Annotated in this window: 14 protein-coding genes and 1 rRNA gene; 7 read left to right on the forward strand and 8 right to left on the reverse strand. The window is 54.7% G+C overall.

Annotation, left to right across the window (positions count from 1 at the left end):
* Both rrf and AB8846_RS17095 read left to right on the forward strand, forming a co-directional pair.
* Positions 1 to 106 (forward strand): 5S ribosomal RNA (gene rrf / locus AB8846_RS17090); the annotation flags it as partial.
* A 209-nt stretch (positions 107 to 315) separates the two neighbouring features.
* A complete protein-coding gene (locus AB8846_RS17095) occupies positions 316 to 1611 on the forward strand; it encodes an MFS transporter (RefSeq protein WP_370733241.1) in 1296 nt (431 codons plus the stop codon).
* Here the strand turns inward: AB8846_RS17095 and AB8846_RS17100 are convergent.
* From AB8846_RS17100 to trxC, 5 genes are all read right to left on the reverse strand, one after another.
* On the reverse strand, positions 1608 to 1931 hold the full coding sequence (locus AB8846_RS17100; RefSeq protein WP_370733242.1) for a YfiM family lipoprotein: 324 nt from the start codon (positions 1929 to 1931) through the stop codon (positions 1608 to 1610). The two genes, AB8846_RS17095 and AB8846_RS17100, sit on opposite strands and share 4 nt — an antisense overlap.
* Before the next feature lie 44 nt (positions 1932 to 1975).
* Positions 1976 to 3331 carry a CDP-diacylglycerol--serine O-phosphatidyltransferase gene (pssA, locus tag AB8846_RS17105; RefSeq protein ID WP_370733300.1) on the reverse strand — a complete coding sequence of 452 codons (1356 nt, stop codon included), beginning with the start codon at positions 3329 to 3331 and terminating at the stop codon, positions 1976 to 1978.
* Positions 3332 to 3441: 110 nt separating this feature from the next.
* Positions 3442 to 6105: a protein lysine acetyltransferase gene (gene pat, locus AB8846_RS17110; protein WP_370733243.1), complete on the reverse strand. Its 2664-nt coding sequence runs from the start codon at positions 6103 to 6105 to the stop codon at positions 3442 to 3444.
* A 35-nt stretch (positions 6106 to 6140) separates the two neighbouring features.
* The gene (locus AB8846_RS17115; RefSeq protein WP_370733244.1) at positions 6141 to 6839 is read right to left on the reverse strand and encodes a tRNA-uridine aminocarboxypropyltransferase; all 699 of its coding nucleotides are present in this window, start codon (positions 6837 to 6839) and stop codon (positions 6141 to 6143) included.
* Positions 6840 to 6908: 69 nt separating this feature from the next.
* Positions 6909 to 7328, reverse strand: a complete 420-nt coding sequence (gene trxC, locus AB8846_RS17120; protein ID WP_023308858.1) for a thioredoxin TrxC — start codon at positions 7326 to 7328, stop codon at positions 6909 to 6911.
* A gap of 204 nt (positions 7329 to 7532) precedes the next feature.
* On the opposite strand from trxC, the gene AB8846_RS17125 reads away from it, so the two are divergent.
* Positions 7533 to 8663: a tRNA/rRNA methyltransferase gene (locus AB8846_RS17125; RefSeq protein WP_331411547.1), complete on the forward strand. Its 1131-nt coding sequence runs from the start codon at positions 7533 to 7535 to the stop codon at positions 8661 to 8663.
* Positions 8664 to 8703: 40 nt separating this feature from the next.
* On the opposite strand, the gene ung is transcribed toward AB8846_RS17125, so the two are convergent.
* Positions 8704 to 9393 (reverse strand): uracil-DNA glycosylase, encoded by a 690-nt coding sequence (gene ung / locus AB8846_RS17130; protein ID WP_370733245.1) that lies wholly within the window; start codon positions 9391 to 9393, stop codon positions 8704 to 8706.
* Positions 9394 to 9706: 313 nt separating this feature from the next.
* On the opposite strand from ung, the gene grcA reads away from it, so the two are divergent.
* On the forward strand, positions 9707 to 10090 hold the full coding sequence (gene grcA, locus AB8846_RS17135; protein WP_008502190.1) for an autonomous glycyl radical cofactor GrcA: 384 nt from the start codon (positions 9707 to 9709) through the stop codon (positions 10088 to 10090).
* Between the two features lie 51 nt (positions 10091 to 10141).
* Here grcA and srmB read toward each other — a convergent pair whose 3' ends face one another.
* Positions 10142 to 11470, reverse strand: coding sequence for an ATP-dependent RNA helicase SrmB (gene srmB, locus AB8846_RS17140; RefSeq protein WP_331411550.1), 1329 nt, complete (start codon positions 11468 to 11470; stop codon positions 10142 to 10144).
* Between the two features lie 132 nt (positions 11471 to 11602).
* On the opposite strand from srmB, the gene AB8846_RS17145 reads away from it, so the two are divergent.
* Positions 11603 to 12340 carry a tRNA1(Val) (adenine(37)-N6)-methyltransferase gene (locus AB8846_RS17145; RefSeq protein ID WP_023344703.1) on the forward strand — a complete coding sequence of 246 codons (738 nt, stop codon included), beginning with the start codon at positions 11603 to 11605 and terminating at the stop codon, positions 12338 to 12340.
* Here the strand turns inward: AB8846_RS17145 and nadB are convergent.
* A complete protein-coding gene (nadB, locus tag AB8846_RS17150) occupies positions 12325 to 13944 on the reverse strand; it encodes an L-aspartate oxidase (RefSeq protein WP_331411552.1) in 1620 nt (539 codons plus the stop codon). The genes AB8846_RS17145 and nadB overlap by 16 nt on opposite strands.
* A gap of 363 nt (positions 13945 to 14307) precedes the next feature.
* Between nadB and rseD the strand changes: the two genes are divergently transcribed.
* Together rseD and rpoE are read left to right on the forward strand one after the other, a co-directional pair.
* A complete protein-coding gene (rseD, locus tag AB8846_RS17155; protein WP_229255512.1) occupies positions 14308 to 14370 on the forward strand; it encodes a rpoE leader peptide RseD in 63 nt (20 codons plus the stop codon).
* Entirely contained in the window at positions 14367 to 14942 is a 576-nt protein-coding gene (rpoE, locus tag AB8846_RS17160; RefSeq protein ID WP_006176728.1) for an RNA polymerase sigma factor RpoE, read from the forward strand. Before rseD ends, rpoE begins: the two co-directional genes overlap by 4 nt.
* Positions 14943 to 14954: the final 12 nt, after the last annotated feature.

The following is a 14954-nucleotide window of genomic DNA, read 5'->3' on the forward strand; positions in this document are numbered from 1 at the left end:
TTAGCGCGGTGGTCCCACCTGACCCCATGCCGAACTCAGAAGTGAAACGCCGTAGCGCCGATGGTAGTGTGGGGTCTCCCCATGTGAGAGTAGGGAACTGCCAGGCATCAATTAGAAGAACCCCGTACCGTAAGGTGCGGGGTTTTTTGCTTTGTGCTTTCCCAATCTGGCCTTTCTCTTAATCCCTTATCCTGCTAATGGAATGTGTGATCTCTGTCTCAATGTTATTTATAACAAAATTATAACATTTCATTTACGAGGTAATTGAGTCTCCTGGCTCAATACGCCGCTGTTTATGGCAGGAGCATAATCACAATGACAGAAAGTATTACATCAAACGGGACGCTGGCTAACAGTGATACCCGAAGAAGGGTATGGGCAATCGTCAGTGCCTCTTCAGGGAATCTGGTTGAATGGTTCGACTTTTACGTCTACTCATTCTGTTCACTCTATTTCGCACATATTTTCTTCCCCTCCGGCAACACCACCACGCAACTTCTTCAAACGGCGGGGGTATTTGCCGCAGGGTTTTTAATGCGGCCCATCGGGGGCTGGCTGTTCGGTCGCATTGCGGATCGTCGCGGGCGTAAGGCTTCTATGCTGATCTCGGTGTGTATGATGTGCTTTGGCTCTCTGGTGATCGCCTGTTTACCGGGATACGAATCGATTGGGACCTGGGCACCGGCGCTACTTTTACTGGCCCGCTTATTCCAGGGATTATCGGTGGGCGGTGAATACGGTACCAGTGCGACCTACATGAGTGAGATTGCACTGGAAGGCCGTAAAGGTTTTTACGCCTCATTCCAGTACGTCACGCTGATTGGTGGTCAACTGCTGGCCATTCTTGTGGTGGTGATCCTGCAGCAGATTTTGACGGACGAACAACTTCACGCCTGGGGATGGCGAATTCCTTTCGCGATGGGCGCTGTGCTGGCGATCGTCGCACTTTGGCTACGCCGTCAGTTAGATGAAACCTCTCAGAAGGAAGTCAGAACGCTGAAGGAGGCGGGAACATTCAAAGGATTATGGCGTAACCGCAAAGCTTTCCTTATGGTGCTGGGCTTTACTGCGGGCGGCTCTCTTAGTTTCTACACGTTCACCACCTATATGCAGAAGTACCTGGTGAACACCACCGGCATGCACGCAAATGTCGCCAGCGTAGTCATGACCGTGGCGCTGTTTGTCTTTATGCTCATACAACCAATTATCGGTGCGCTCTCGGATAAAATCGGTCGACGCACGTCGATGCTGATTTTTGGCGGGCTGTCGGCGTTATGTACCGTACCTATTCTGTCTGCCCTTCAGCATGTGACTTCGTCGTATGCCGCGTTTGCGCTGGTGATGCTGGCGATGGTGATTGTCAGTTTCTATACCTCTATCAGCGGGATACTGAAAGCTGAAATGTTCCCGGCGCAGGTACGTGCTTTAGGGGTAGGGCTCTCTTATGCGGTAGCTAATGCGCTATTTGGCGGATCGGCGGAGTACGTTGCGTTATCGCTTAAATCATGGGGAAGTGAAACGACATTCTTCTGGTACGTAACGATAATGGGCGCACTGGCCTTTGTTGTTTCCCTGATGCTGCATCGCAAAGGGAAAGGCATTCGACTTTAATAGCGTGCCATCTGCCACACGGCATAGCCGGTCGTTGCGCCGGCGACATCCCAGGCGAAATCTTTCCAGCTCCAGCCGCTCCCTGCGGGGCGGCTATCCCACAGTTCTTTTGATGCCCCAAGACCCACTGAGAACATCAACCCTATCGCCGCGCTACGATCCCGACTGTATCCCTGATGCTGCGCATATTCATTACCGGCTGCGGACAACATAGCGGAAGCAATGAAATGCAGTGCTTTATCCTGTCCGGACCAGCTATCGTTGGCCATATGGCTACAGCCACTCAGAAAGAAGACGCTCAGTAACAGAGGAATACGCATCAACGGGCCCCATAAAAAGCCCTGCGGGTGGCAGGGCCTGGACATTACAGAATACGGCTGATAAGTCGGTCGATACGGATACGACGTAAGCGGCGGATAAGCTTGCGGACTTTCACCGGATAATCGGCAATGCTCTGCAGCTCGCGGTAATGATTAACCACAGTGGTATGTGTGCGAATCAGCTCGAGCTCACGCTCACGTTTTGCGGCTAACTCATGATGCGGGTCATGGATCAGGATAGCGTTTTCCAGATCCAGTCGCCACGCGCGTGGGTTCAGGTTGTTACCGGTCAGCAGCATCCACTCATCGTCGACCCACATTCCTTTCAGATGGTATGTGTTGTCCTCATCTTTCCAGAGACGCACAACCAGCTGGTCAGTGTTTACGTAATACTGTAAACGGCTCAGGAAACGGCGCAGGTTAATCTCATAGAGATAAGGCAGCGCACCGATGATTTTGAAAGGCTGATCTTCAGGAATGAAGAAGTCGTTTGCGGTTTTATCACCAACGATGATTTCCACCTTTTTACCGTCGCGCAGCAGCTGAATGATATTACGCACCAGCACGGCAGGAAGGTTGAAGTACGGCGTACAGATAGTGAGTTTCTGCTCCGCGCACGGCATCAGATGGAAGATCGTTTTGTTCAGCAGGCTTGATTTACCGAGCCCTACCAGCGGAGTAACGGATAACTCTTCGTTGTTCGCATCGCCCTGGAAATGATAGACCGCATCACGCAGCTCCTGGCGGAAGGCGCGAACATCGTTTTTGATTTCCGGGCTTTTAGGACGTTCGGGATCGTCAAGGCGATTAACACCGCGGCCATGGACCAGATTTTTATCAACCCAGTTGAACATGATATCGGCCATCTGCGGATTACGGATCAGATGGTAGCGGTCGTAGCGATATTTATCGAGCTGATGAAGGTAAACATCATTCAGACTTGCGCCGCTGTAAAGCACGCTGTCATCAATGATGAAGCCCTTGAAATGAAGTACTCCGAGCGCTTCACGGGTATTAACCGGGACGCCATAAACAGGGACATCGACGCCAGGGTTTTCCTGCGCCGTGCGGCAATACCAGTCAGCATTGGTGTTTGACGCGGCAGCGCCAATACGGCCACGCTGAGCGCGATGCCAGTCTACCAGCACGCGAACATCGAGTTCCGGGCGCTGACGTTTGGCTTCATAGAGCGCGTTCAGGATCGCGCGCCCGCCTTCATCCTGTTCAAGATACAGCGCCACAATGCAAATGCGTCGCGTGGCGCTGGCAATCTTTTCCAGAAGCGTCTCCCGAAAATGAGCGGGAGCGTAAAAGAACTCTACATCATCAACTGACTGAGAAATCTTCGGTAGTTGAGCAAGGTGTTGTTGATGTTTATTACGCTTAAATTTTGACAACATCACAGTGCGTTTCTTCTCTGTTCATTGAAGGGTTGTCTGTACCATGCAAACAACATAAGCGGACAATGATACCACCAGTCCCGTCCAAAGTGGGTAACATTTCCAGTAGCTTACTCGCGTTTGTCTGCTGATGTCAGACTGAGGGACAAGGCCACAATACCTTCGTCCAGCTGAATATCAACGTCAAACCCAAGTTTTCGCGCCAGGGTCACCATACCGCGATTGTTAGGCATAGTAATGCCATTGAGGCGTAATAATCCGTGATCTCGCGTATAACTGATGAGTTTTTCCAGCAGCCGTCTTCCCAGACCCAGGCCTTTAAGATCGGAGCGCACCAGTACCGCAAACTCCGCATCGACGTTATCCGGGTCAGAAATAGCACGCGTGACGCCGAGGATCTCATCCCCCTTATCGGAGCGACGAACGGCAACAAACGCCATTTCTCGATCGTAGTCGATCTGGGTCATATTGGCTAAATCATCGTGGGTAAATTCGTTGATTTCGCTAAAATAGCGATAATAAAGATCCTCTTTCGTGACCTGAGAGATAAAGGCCCGCAGCTGGGGCTCATCTTCCGGCAGAATAGGGCGGAACAAGGCGCGTTCCCCATTCTTCATCTCAACCCACTCCTCCAGCTGCAGAGGATACGGGCGGATTGCCAGACGGCTCTCTCTGTCTCCTTCGAAGGGTGCGATATCCAGGGTCACGTCCAGCGCCGTAAACTCATTGCCGGAGGCGAGCAGCGGATGAATGTCCAGCCGCTGGATCTCGGCACAGTCCACAATCAGGTTAGACACCTGCACCAGAAACTGGCTTAATCCGGCAATATCAAGCGGACGCAGCGCGCTCCGGCCACGGATCTTTTTACTTTTAATCGCCTGGATGATCAGATAACGCGCCAGGTTCATGTTCAGCGGCGGTAAAGCGACCACGGCCTGCTCCTCCGGGCGCCACTCAACGCCGCCCTCTCCAAGCATAATGAGCGGGCCGAAGACGGGATCGTGTTCGACCACCACCCGTAATTCCTGAGCCCCAGCGCGGTTGGCCATGCTTTGCACCAGCAATCCGTGGATCCTTGCCTGCGGCCAGGCCATTTTGACCCGGTCGAAAATGGCATCAGCTGCCTGCTGCACCTCACTCGCCGTACGCAGGTATAACATAACCCCCTGAACATCAGACTTATGCGGGATATCCGGGGAGCGCAGCTTCAGGGCAACCGGATAGCCAATTTGCTCGGCAATATGCACGGCCTCGGCGCTGTCGCTGGCGATCCAGGTCGGCAGGGTTTGCATCCCGTAGCTGCCCAGAATGGGCTGGACCTCATGCGTATCAAGCGACGTCGCGCCTTCTTCAATGGCCTGCTGCAACAGCCGGTGAACGTCGACGGTGTTCGCCGTCAGATTTCCGGGCAAAGCCGGCGTCTCACGCAGCTGTTTCTGGTTGCGGCGATATTCCACCATATGCATGAACGCGGTGATGGTGCCTTCAGGCGTGCGGTAGGTCGGCAGCCCGGCCTCGCTGAACAAGCGCCGCGCCTCCTGAGAGGAAAATTCACCGCACCAGTTGGTAAGCAGGGTGACATATTTGCCTCGCGGATGGTTGCGCACGGCGTCAATGAGCGCCCGCGCGCTTTCGCTGCCCGGTGCGACCGCGCTGGGAGAGTGGATAATCATCAGCGCATCAAAATCCTGGCTATCCAGCAAAATGGAGATTGCCCTGGTATAGCGGTCACTGCTGGCGTCATCGCGCAAATCAAGCGGATTGCCGGGCGTCACGCTGCTTGGAAGCGCTTCTTTCAGGCGCTGCAGCGTCTCTTCATTCAGCGTAGCCAGCTTGCCGAAGCGCCGCCAAAGCTCATCCAGCGCGAGCGCGGCAGGGGCTGCACCGTTACTGACAATCATCAACTTCTCGCCGCGCAGCGGACGCATATGGCTTAACGTCTCAACGGCGGAAAAAAGCTCGTGCGTATCCTGTACCCGCAGCAACCCCGCGCGCTGGATGGCGGCGTCCCAGGCGGGATCCATGCCGGAATGCGAATGCAGCAGACGCTGCGCCGCAGGGCTTCGTCCGCTTTTGATCACCAGGATCGGCTTATTGCGCGAAGCGCTTCGGGAAGCCGAGACAAAACGACGCGCGTCGCTGAGGTGCTCAAGATAAAGCAGGATCGCACTGGTTTTGCCGTCACGCGCCAGAAAATCCAGTAGCTCATCAACATCGATATCCAGGCTGTCGCCCAGGGCAATGAAGTAGGAGAATCCCATTTCACGCTGCTGCGCCCAGTCGAGGATGGTGTTCGATACCGCAGCCGACTGCGAGATAAACGCGAGTTTGCCTTTGCGGATTGGAACCGGGGAGAAACTGGCATTCAGCCCCTGCCAGGGGGCAAGCAGGCCCAGACTGTTTGGCCCAAGAATGCGCATTTGATAGCGGCTGGCGCAGGCCAGAAGCTCGGCTTTTTGTTCAGGCGGAGACGAGAGAATAATGCAGGTTTTACACCCCTTCTTGCCGAGTGATTCCAGCAGTTCCGGGTTACGCTTCGCGTTTGTACAGAGTATGGCAAGATCCGGCACGAAAGGCAGGCTTTGTACGTCAGGCCATGCAAGCACCCCCTGAACGGCCTTATAAGCCGGCGTGACGGGCATGACGGGGCCATTAAAACCCCCGGCCAGCAGGTTGCGCATCATCAGATAGCCAGCACGATCCGGTTTCATTGATGCGCCGATGACGGCAATGGATTTAGGACGAAGTAGCGCTTCTAACCCTCGCTGGCTCATGCAGGCCTCCTGTGAATGCAAGCGACCTGATGATTTTAAACGCTTTCTGGCTCGAGTGCTGTGACGCTGCCCTTATGAACGGTTTTTCCCGCCAGATAGCGCTCCCGGAAGCATGAGAAATGGTTGCCCAGGGCCCCAGCTGCAGCGGTATCTCCCGCTAAATCCAGAAGCGCAATGGCTACTTCGGCGGTGCAGTATTGCCCGTCAGCATGCGCCTCACGCAGGCGGTAGGCGGAGACGCGGGAAAGATCGACAGAAATCACCGGTAGCGCGTCGAGATAGGGGCTTTTGCGAAACATTTTCCGCGCTTCGGTCCAGGTGCCGTCCAGCATAATAAACAGCGGTGGTTTCCCGGATGGCGGCACTGAAAGCACCTGGCGATCCACGCCTGCATATGACGCGGGGAAAACGACCATCGGCTGATAGTCCTGGCTTGCCACTAAGTCGAGCAGGGCCTGAGGTGGCTCCGTACGGGACCACTGAAACGCGGCGGTATCCGGCAGAATATCGGCGATAAGACGCCCGGTATTGCTGGGTTTCATCGGCTCGGTATCGAACATGACCAGACAAAAACGGCTCTCCGCCGTACTCGGAGCCAGCGTCTCGCACAGACAAACCTTCAGCGGCAGCAGGCAGCGCTGACAGCGGCGAATACGGTTGCCTCGGGCGAGGAACGGTCGGGTGGCGCGCGCAAGGCGTTCGGTGCGTAATTTAAGGACAGCGTTATCAGTCATGGGCGAAATGCAGGAAAAACACTATTTTCGCAGAGGCGGGAGCGGGGCACAAGGTGTGCCCCGTGAATGTTACAGCGACTCGTTTAACCAGCTTTCAAAAGGCGCTTTTGGAACCGCACCGTTGAGCATATCGATCACTTCACCATTTTTGAAAATCATAATGGTCGGGATGCTGCGAATACGAAAACGCGCGCTCAGTTCGGGTTCGGCTTCGGTATTGACCTTAACGAACCGCATTTTTCCGCTGCGCTCTTCGGCCACATCTTCGAAGATCGGCGCGAAGCTACGGCATGGGCCGCACCATGGCGCCCAGAAATCGATCACGACAGGAAGATCGTCCTTGAGGAGTTTGTCCAGCGTAGCACCCGTCGCGTTAATGACATCGCCATCAAATAATTCATGGCCACAACGTCCGCATTTCGCACCATCTTCCATCCGATCGTCCGGAATGCGATTAAGAGCCTGACAGTTGGCACATACGGTATTCATAACTAACCTCTGATAGAGCCGCGGGACAGCGGCGGAACGCCGATAATGTTTCTAATATGTTACATATTATCAATGAGCCTGTTTGAAACAACAATGCGTTTTATTCAATGAGAACAATAGTCACAGGCTTTTGTATGAAATTATGGCTATGCGCTGGCACATCGGGTAATCTGCGCGCTTCGCGCAGCGCTGGTGGAGAAAAGCATGAACGACGAAATGAAAAACAAAAGCGGCAAGGTCAAAGTGATGTATGTCCGCAGTGATGATGACTCTGATAAACGCACCCAAAATCCGCGTACCGGAAAAGGTGGCGGGCGTCCGGCGTCTTCTCGTGCAGACGGTGGCCGTCGCCCCGCCCGCGATGACAGAAATAACCGCGGTGATGACCGCAAACGTGACGATCGCAAACGCGATGACCGTCCGCGTTCCGACCGCCCACGCAGTGAACGTCCACGCGACGATCGTCCACGTGATGACTTCTCACGCGATAATGCCTCCCCGTGGCGCACTGTTTCTCGCGCCCCTGGCGATGAGACGCCGGAAAAAGCCGATCACGGCGGTATCAGCGGTAAAAGCTTTATCGATCCGGAAGTGCTGCGCCGTCAGCGTGCGGAAGAGACCCGCGTGTATGGCGAGAACGCCTGTCAGGCGCTGTTCCAGAGCCGTCCTGAGTGTATCGTCCGCGCCTGGTTCATCCAGAGCGTGACCCCGCGCTTCAAAGAAGCGCTGCGCTGGATGGCCGCGAACCGCAAAGCCTACCACGTCGTGGATGATGCCGAGCTGACGAAAGCGTCCGGTACTGAACACCACGGCGGCGTCTGCTTCCTGATCAAAAAACGTAACGGCACGACCGTGCAGCAGTGGGTCAGCCAGGCAGATGCCGATGACTGCGTGCTGGCGCTGGAAGATGTGGGTAACCCGCACAACCTGGGCGCAATGATGCGCAGCTGCGCGCACTTTGGCGTGAAAGGCGTGCTGTTGCAGGATGCCGCGCTGCTGGAATCCGGCGCCGCGATCCGTACTGCGGAAGGCGGAGCCGAGCACGTACAGCCGATCACCGGCGACAGCGTTCTGGACGCCCTTGAGCAGTTCCGCAAAGCGGGCTACTCCATCGTGACCACCTCGAGCCATGCCGGTACGCCGCTGTTTAAAGCGACGCTGCCGCGTAAAATGGTGCTGGTGCTGGGTCAGGAACGCGATGGTCTGTCTGACGCGGCGCTCTCCAGTGCGGATCTGAGCGTCTCTATCGACGGAACAGGCAATGTGGAAAGTCTGAACGTATCCGTTGCAACCGGCGTACTGCTGGCCGAGTGGTGGCGTCAGAACAAGGCATAAGCCTCTTAATGTGCCGGGCCTGACCCGGCACATTCAAATCCTACTCGCTCTCTGCCGGTAATACAGGCATCCAGTCAATTGGCGTTTCGCCACGTTTTTCCAGCCATTCATTCGCCAGAACAAAATGATTACTGCCAAAGAAACCGCGATGCGCAGACAGCGGTGACGGGTGCGGTGCTTTCAACACGTGATGACGCTGAGGATCGATAATCGCCCCTTTCTTCTGCGCGTGAGAACCCCAGAGTAAAAACACGACCCCTTCACGATGCTCGTTGATAAGGCTGATGACTTTATCGGTAAAGGTCTCCCACCCAAGGCTGGCGTGCGAGTGCGCCTGGCCCGCCCGTACGGTAAGCACCGTATTCAGTAACAGCACGCCCTGGCGCGCCCAGCTTTCCAGGTAGCCGTGGTTTGGCCGGGCAAAACCGGGCACGGTTCCCTCAAGCTCTTTATACATGTTGAGCAGAGAAGGGGGGATAGCCACGCCCGGACGGACGGAAAACGCCAGCCCATGCGCCTGCCCAGGGCCGTGATAGGGATCCTGACCCAGAATGACCACTTTCACATCGCTCAACTCGGTGTAGCGAAAGGCGTTGAACACATCTTTCTGCGGCGGGTAAATCGTCTGTCCGGACTGACGCTCAGCGGCAACGTTGCTGAGCGTATTGATAAAATAAGGCTGCTGCTTTTCTTCTGCCAGCACGTCATGCCAGGTTAAAGGTGTTGTCATCTCGCTCTCCTGCGAATCTCAATCTGCGACTAGCTTACCTGTTTAACCCCGGTGAGCAAAATTACGCGCTGAAAAGTGCGCTAAGTGGCTAAATTTATTTTGAAAAGATGCAGGGCGAGTTGAATTGGTAAGGCTGCGAAATTGATCTAAAACAATAAATTCAAACCACACTCTTTATGTGGTTGGTGTTTTTGTTGATTTAAATCAATAAATCACCGGGGTGTGAATGATATATATACACACAAGAAACAATGGTTTTACCAATTGGCCGCGAGAGGCCGACATCAGTTAATGTAGCCTAGGGAGGCAACACATGATTACAGGTATCCAGATTACTAAAGCTGCAAATGACGATCTGCTCAATTCTTTCTGGCTGCTGGACAGCGAGAAAAACGAAGCGCGCTGTGTCGTTGCGAAAGCGGGTTTTGCTGAAGATGAAATCGTGCCGGTGAGCAAACTGGGCGAAATCGAGTACCGTGAAATTCCAATGGAAGTGAAACCGGAAGTGCGCGTGGAAGGTGGTCAGCACCTGAACGTAAACGTACTGCGCCGCGAAACGCTGATGGACGCGGTTGAGCACCCTGAAAAATACCCGCAGCTGACTATCCGCGTGTCCGGCTATGCGGTTCGCTTTAACTCACTGACTCCAGAACAGCAGCGCGACGTTATTGCCCGTACCTTTACTGAAAGCCTGTAACGGCTTCAGCAGGGGGGGAATAAAAAAGCCGGGGAAATCCCCGGCTTTTTTTTACTCTTCAGTTTTCGTCTCTGGTGCGGCAGAGCTTGGCTTACGGCGCTTACCAATATTTTTGGTATCGCGGTGGCGCTGCTTCACGCGCGGCTTCTCTTTTTCTTTCTCTTTTCTCTCAGCACGTTTCGCGAGCGCTTTCTTGGACGGTTTACCCGTCATCTTTTCACTCGGTGCGCGCGTGGTCGGGCGGAGTTCGTCAATAACGCGTGCTTTCAGCGGCTCATCAACATAGCGGCCAATTTTCTGCAGCAGCAGGTAGTCATGCGCTTCGACCAGTGAAATCGCAATCCCTTTGCGGCCCGCGCGGCCGGTACGGCCAATACGGTGCAGGTAGGTATCTCCGCTGCGCGGCATATCGAAGTTAATGACGTGGCTGACGTCCGGGATGTCGATCCCACGAGCGGCAACGTCAGTCGCAACCAGCACGTTAACGCGACCGTCGGTCAGGCGCTTGATGCCTTCGGTACGCTTGATCTGCGCCATCTCGCCTTCAAGATAGCAGTTGTTGATCCCGGCGTTACGCAGCATTTCAGCCAGCTCGTGCACGCGCTCGCGCTTGCGCACAAACACGATTGTGCGCAGAGCATCTTCCTGCTTCAGCAGGTGTTTAAGCAATTCGACCTTGTGCTCGAGGTTGTCCGCGCGGTAGTACCACTGGTGGATCTTCTTACGCTCGCGGGTGGACGGCGTCGCCGAGACTTCCACCGGATCTTCCAGCAGACGCTCTGCGAAGTCTTTGATCGCTTCCCCTTCGAGGGTGGCAGAGAACAGCATCGTCTGGTTACGCCAGCGCGTTTCCCCGGCAATGTGCTCGATATCCTGTGCGAAGCCCAAGTCCAGCATACGGTCGGCTTCGTCGAGGATCAGCGTTTCAACCGCGCGGCAGTCGAAGTTCTCTTCTTTAATGTACTGCAGCAGACGGCCCGTCGTCGCAACGACGATGTCCTGGTTTTCGCTGAACACTTCGGCGTGGTTCATATACGCAACGCCGCCGGTGATGGTGGCGATATCCAGATGAGTATTTGCCGCGAGTTCACGCGCGTGATCGGCAACCTGCATTGCCAGTTCGCGCGTAGGCGTCAGGATTAAAATACGCGGCGGGCCAGATTTTTTACGTGGGAAGTCGAGCAGATGCTGCAACACAGGCAGCAAATAGGCTGCTGTCTTCCCCGTGCCGGTTGGCGCAGAACCGAGCACATCGCGGCCCTCAAGCGCAGGCGGAATGGCCGCTGCCTGAATGGCGGTCGGGCGTGTAAAGCCTTTGCTCTCAAGTGCATTGAGCAGGCTTTCATCGAGTTCAAGTTCGGAAAAAGTCGTTACAGTCATGTTCTACCTCTGTGTGGGGCGCTGATTATAGACGTTACGGCTGTAATCTTCATCTGTTTGTATGGATATCGCTTTTCGGCCACTTCGCTTTCCCCTATGCTACTCCAGTTTCAGTTAGAAGGTTGCCCTGACATGTCTCAACTCAAAGCGCAGCTGCGCCGCGATGGTTTTACGTTTAAACAATTTTTTGTCGCCCACGATCGCTGTGCCATGAAAGTCGGTACAGACGGTATTTTACTGGGAGCGTGGGCTCCTGTCGCAGGCGTTAAGCGTATTCTTGATATCGGTACCGGCAGCGGGCTGGTGGCGTTGATGCTGGCGCAGCGTACGGAAGAACATGTCACCATTGATGCCGTCGAGCTGGATGCGCAGGCCGCAGAGCAGGCGAGTGACAATATGGCCGAATCTCCGTGGGCGGCCCGAATGAAGGTGGAATGCGCAGATGTGCTGGCCTGGGCGCCTGAACAAACCGCGCGTTACGATCTGATCGTCAGCAACCCTCCCTACTACGAGCCCGGCGTTGAGTGCGGGACACCCGAGCGTGAACAGGCGCGTTATACCGGCTCCCTCGATCATAAAGCGCTGCTCACCAGTGCGGCAGAACTCATCTCAGAAGAAGGTTTTTTCTGTGTGGTCCTGCCAGAGAGTACCGGCAACACGTTCATCGGTATCGCGCAGGAGATCGGCTGGACGTTACGTCTGCGTACCGATATTTCGGATACGGAAGGACGACTGCCGCACCGCGTGCTGCTGGCGCTCTCGCCAAAAGAGGGTGAATGCTTTAATGACCGAATGGTGATCCGTGGGCCAGACCAGCGTTATTCCGAAGATTACACTGCCCTGACCCAGGCGTTTTATCTGTTTATGTAAACCTGTGGGGCGAGTATTGACGGGCCGGACTCAGCAAGCTGATCCGGGTAGTCCAGGGTATAGTGCAGCCCGCGGCTCTCTTTACGCATCATCGCGCAGCGAACAATCAGCTCGGCAACCTGCACCAGATTGCGCAGCTCCAGCAGGTTATTGGATACGCGGAAATTGGCATAGTACTCATCAATTTCCTGCTGCAGCATGGTGATGCGGCGCAAGGCGCGTTCCAGGCGTTTCGTGGTGCGCACAATCCCCACGTAGTCCCACATAAACAGCCGTAGCTCATGCCAGTTGTGCTGGATCACGACCAGCTCGTCCGGATTATCCACGCGGCTTTCATCCCAGGCAGGCAGGTGCTCTGTCTCGCGGGCATAAGGCATGCGCTTGGTGATGTCTTCCGCTGCTGACCAGCCGTACACCAGACATTCAAGCAGCGAGTTAGAGGCCATACGGTTCGCGCCGTGAAGTCCGGTATAGCTGACCTCACCGATAGCATACAGACCGTCCACATCGGTACGTCCATGATCGTCAACCATCACGCCACCGCAGGTATAGTGGGCCGCAGGCACAATGGGCACCGGATCGCGCGTTAAATCAATGCCAAGATTGAGCAGCTTTTCGTAAATCATCGGGAAATGCTGGCGAATGAACTCTGCTGGCTTATGGCTGATATCCAGATACATGCAGTCCACGCCAAGACGTTTCATTTCATGATCGATGGCGCGGGCAACGATATCGCGCGGGGCCAGTTCACCCCTGGCGTCAAAGTCGGGCATAAAGCGGGAGCCGTCAGGGCGCTTCAGATAAGCGCCTTCACCGCGCAGGGCTTCCGTCAGCAGGAAGTTGCGCGCCTGAGGGTGGAACAGGGCCGTTGGGTGAAACTGATTAAACTCGAGGTTCGCCACCCGGCAGCCGGCGCGCCAGGCCATCGCGATACCGTCTCCGGAGGCAATGTCCGGGTTCGTGGTGTACTGATACACCTTGGAGGCGCCGCCCGTCGCCAGCACCACAGCCTTCGCCCGGCAGGTTTCCACCTTCTCTTTATTACGATTCCAGACCCAGGCGCCCACCACGCGACGCGTGCCGGGCAGGCCAATCTTGTCGGAAATGATCAGGTCAACGGCATTACTTCGCTCGAGAACGCGAATATTAGGATGGTTCAGCGCTTTACTGACAAGCGTAGTTTCCACTTCTTTTCCGGTGGCATCCGCTGCGTGCAGGATGCGGCGGTGGCTATGGCCGCCTTCGCGTGTCAGGTGGTAGCTCTCTTCACCGTTGGGTTGAATCTGAGTGTCGAATAAGACGCCCTGGTCGATGAGCCACTGAACGCAGTGGCGGGCATTGCTGGCGACAAACTCCGCGGCGTGCGCATCAACGATCCCGGCCCCAGCAATCAGCGTATCGTCGACGTGGGATGCAATGCTGTCTGTTTCATCAAACACGGCGGCAATACCGCCCTGGGCATAAAACGTGGAACCTTCACTTATCGGTCCTTTACTTAGAACGATAACGTTTTGATGCTCGGCCAGGCGCAGCGCCAGCGAGAGACCGGCAGCGCCGCTGCCGATGATCAGTACATCACAATGAAGTTCAGGTGTTGTGTTCATGATTGTTGTTTAATTTACTAAACAGTGTTGGGGCAGAATAGCACCCGAATGCGATATATCGCACGTTTTTTTTAGAGGCTGTTGCAATGGCTAAACGCGTAAGCGGAGGTAAACGGAGGGTAAATGAGTGAAATTATTTTGCGAAGCAGATCGTTAGCGTCAGATTTTGTGGTGAAATAAAGCCTGTGTTGCGTTACTCTTCTGGCGGGAAAAAGATGTTTCTTGTCAGAAAGTGGTGCGTATCGTGAACAGACTTATAATGAGAGAAAATGAACGGTCTGCGGCGCGATGAACAAAAACAAAGGCGTTACGGAACTTATTGAAGATCAGACACTCTAAATCGGTGCTTGCTCAAAGTGCGGTATTTTAGAGTGGCGTTTCGATAACGCGTGGAATTTAGGTTTGGGGAGACATTACCTCGGATGAGCGAGCAGTTAACGGACCAGGTCCTGGTTGAACGGGTCCAGAAGGGAGATCAGAAAGCCTTTAACCTACTGGTGGTGCGCTACCAGCATAAGGTGGCGAGCCTGGTTTCCCGCTATGTACCGTCAGGCGATGTGCCTGATGTGGTGCAAGAGTCTTTTATTAAGGCCTATCGCGCGCTGGATTCTTTCCGGGGAGATAGTGCTTTTTATACCTGGCTGTACCGTATTGCGGTCAATACGGCAAAGAATTATCTGGTCGCTCAGGGCCGTCGTCCGCCTTCAAGTGATGTGGACGCAATCGACGCCGAAAACTTCGAAAGTGGCGGCGCATTGAAAGAAATTTCGAACCCTGAGAACTTAATGTTGTCAGAAGAACTGAGACAAATCGTTTTTCGCACGATCGAGTCGCTCCCGGAAGATTTACGCATGGCAATTACGTTACGGGAGCTGGATGGTCTGAGCTATGAAGAGATAGCCGCTATCATGGATTGTCCGGTCGGCACGGTACGTTCACGAATTTTCCGTGCGCGAGAAGCTATTGATAATAAAGTTCAACCGCTTATCAGGCGTTGACGATAGCGGGAT

It is taken from the genome of Enterobacter sp. KB-221C9, from assembly GCF_041320715.1.
Classification (GTDB): domain Bacteria; phylum Pseudomonadota; class Gammaproteobacteria; order Enterobacterales; family Enterobacteriaceae; genus Enterobacter; species Enterobacter asburiae_D.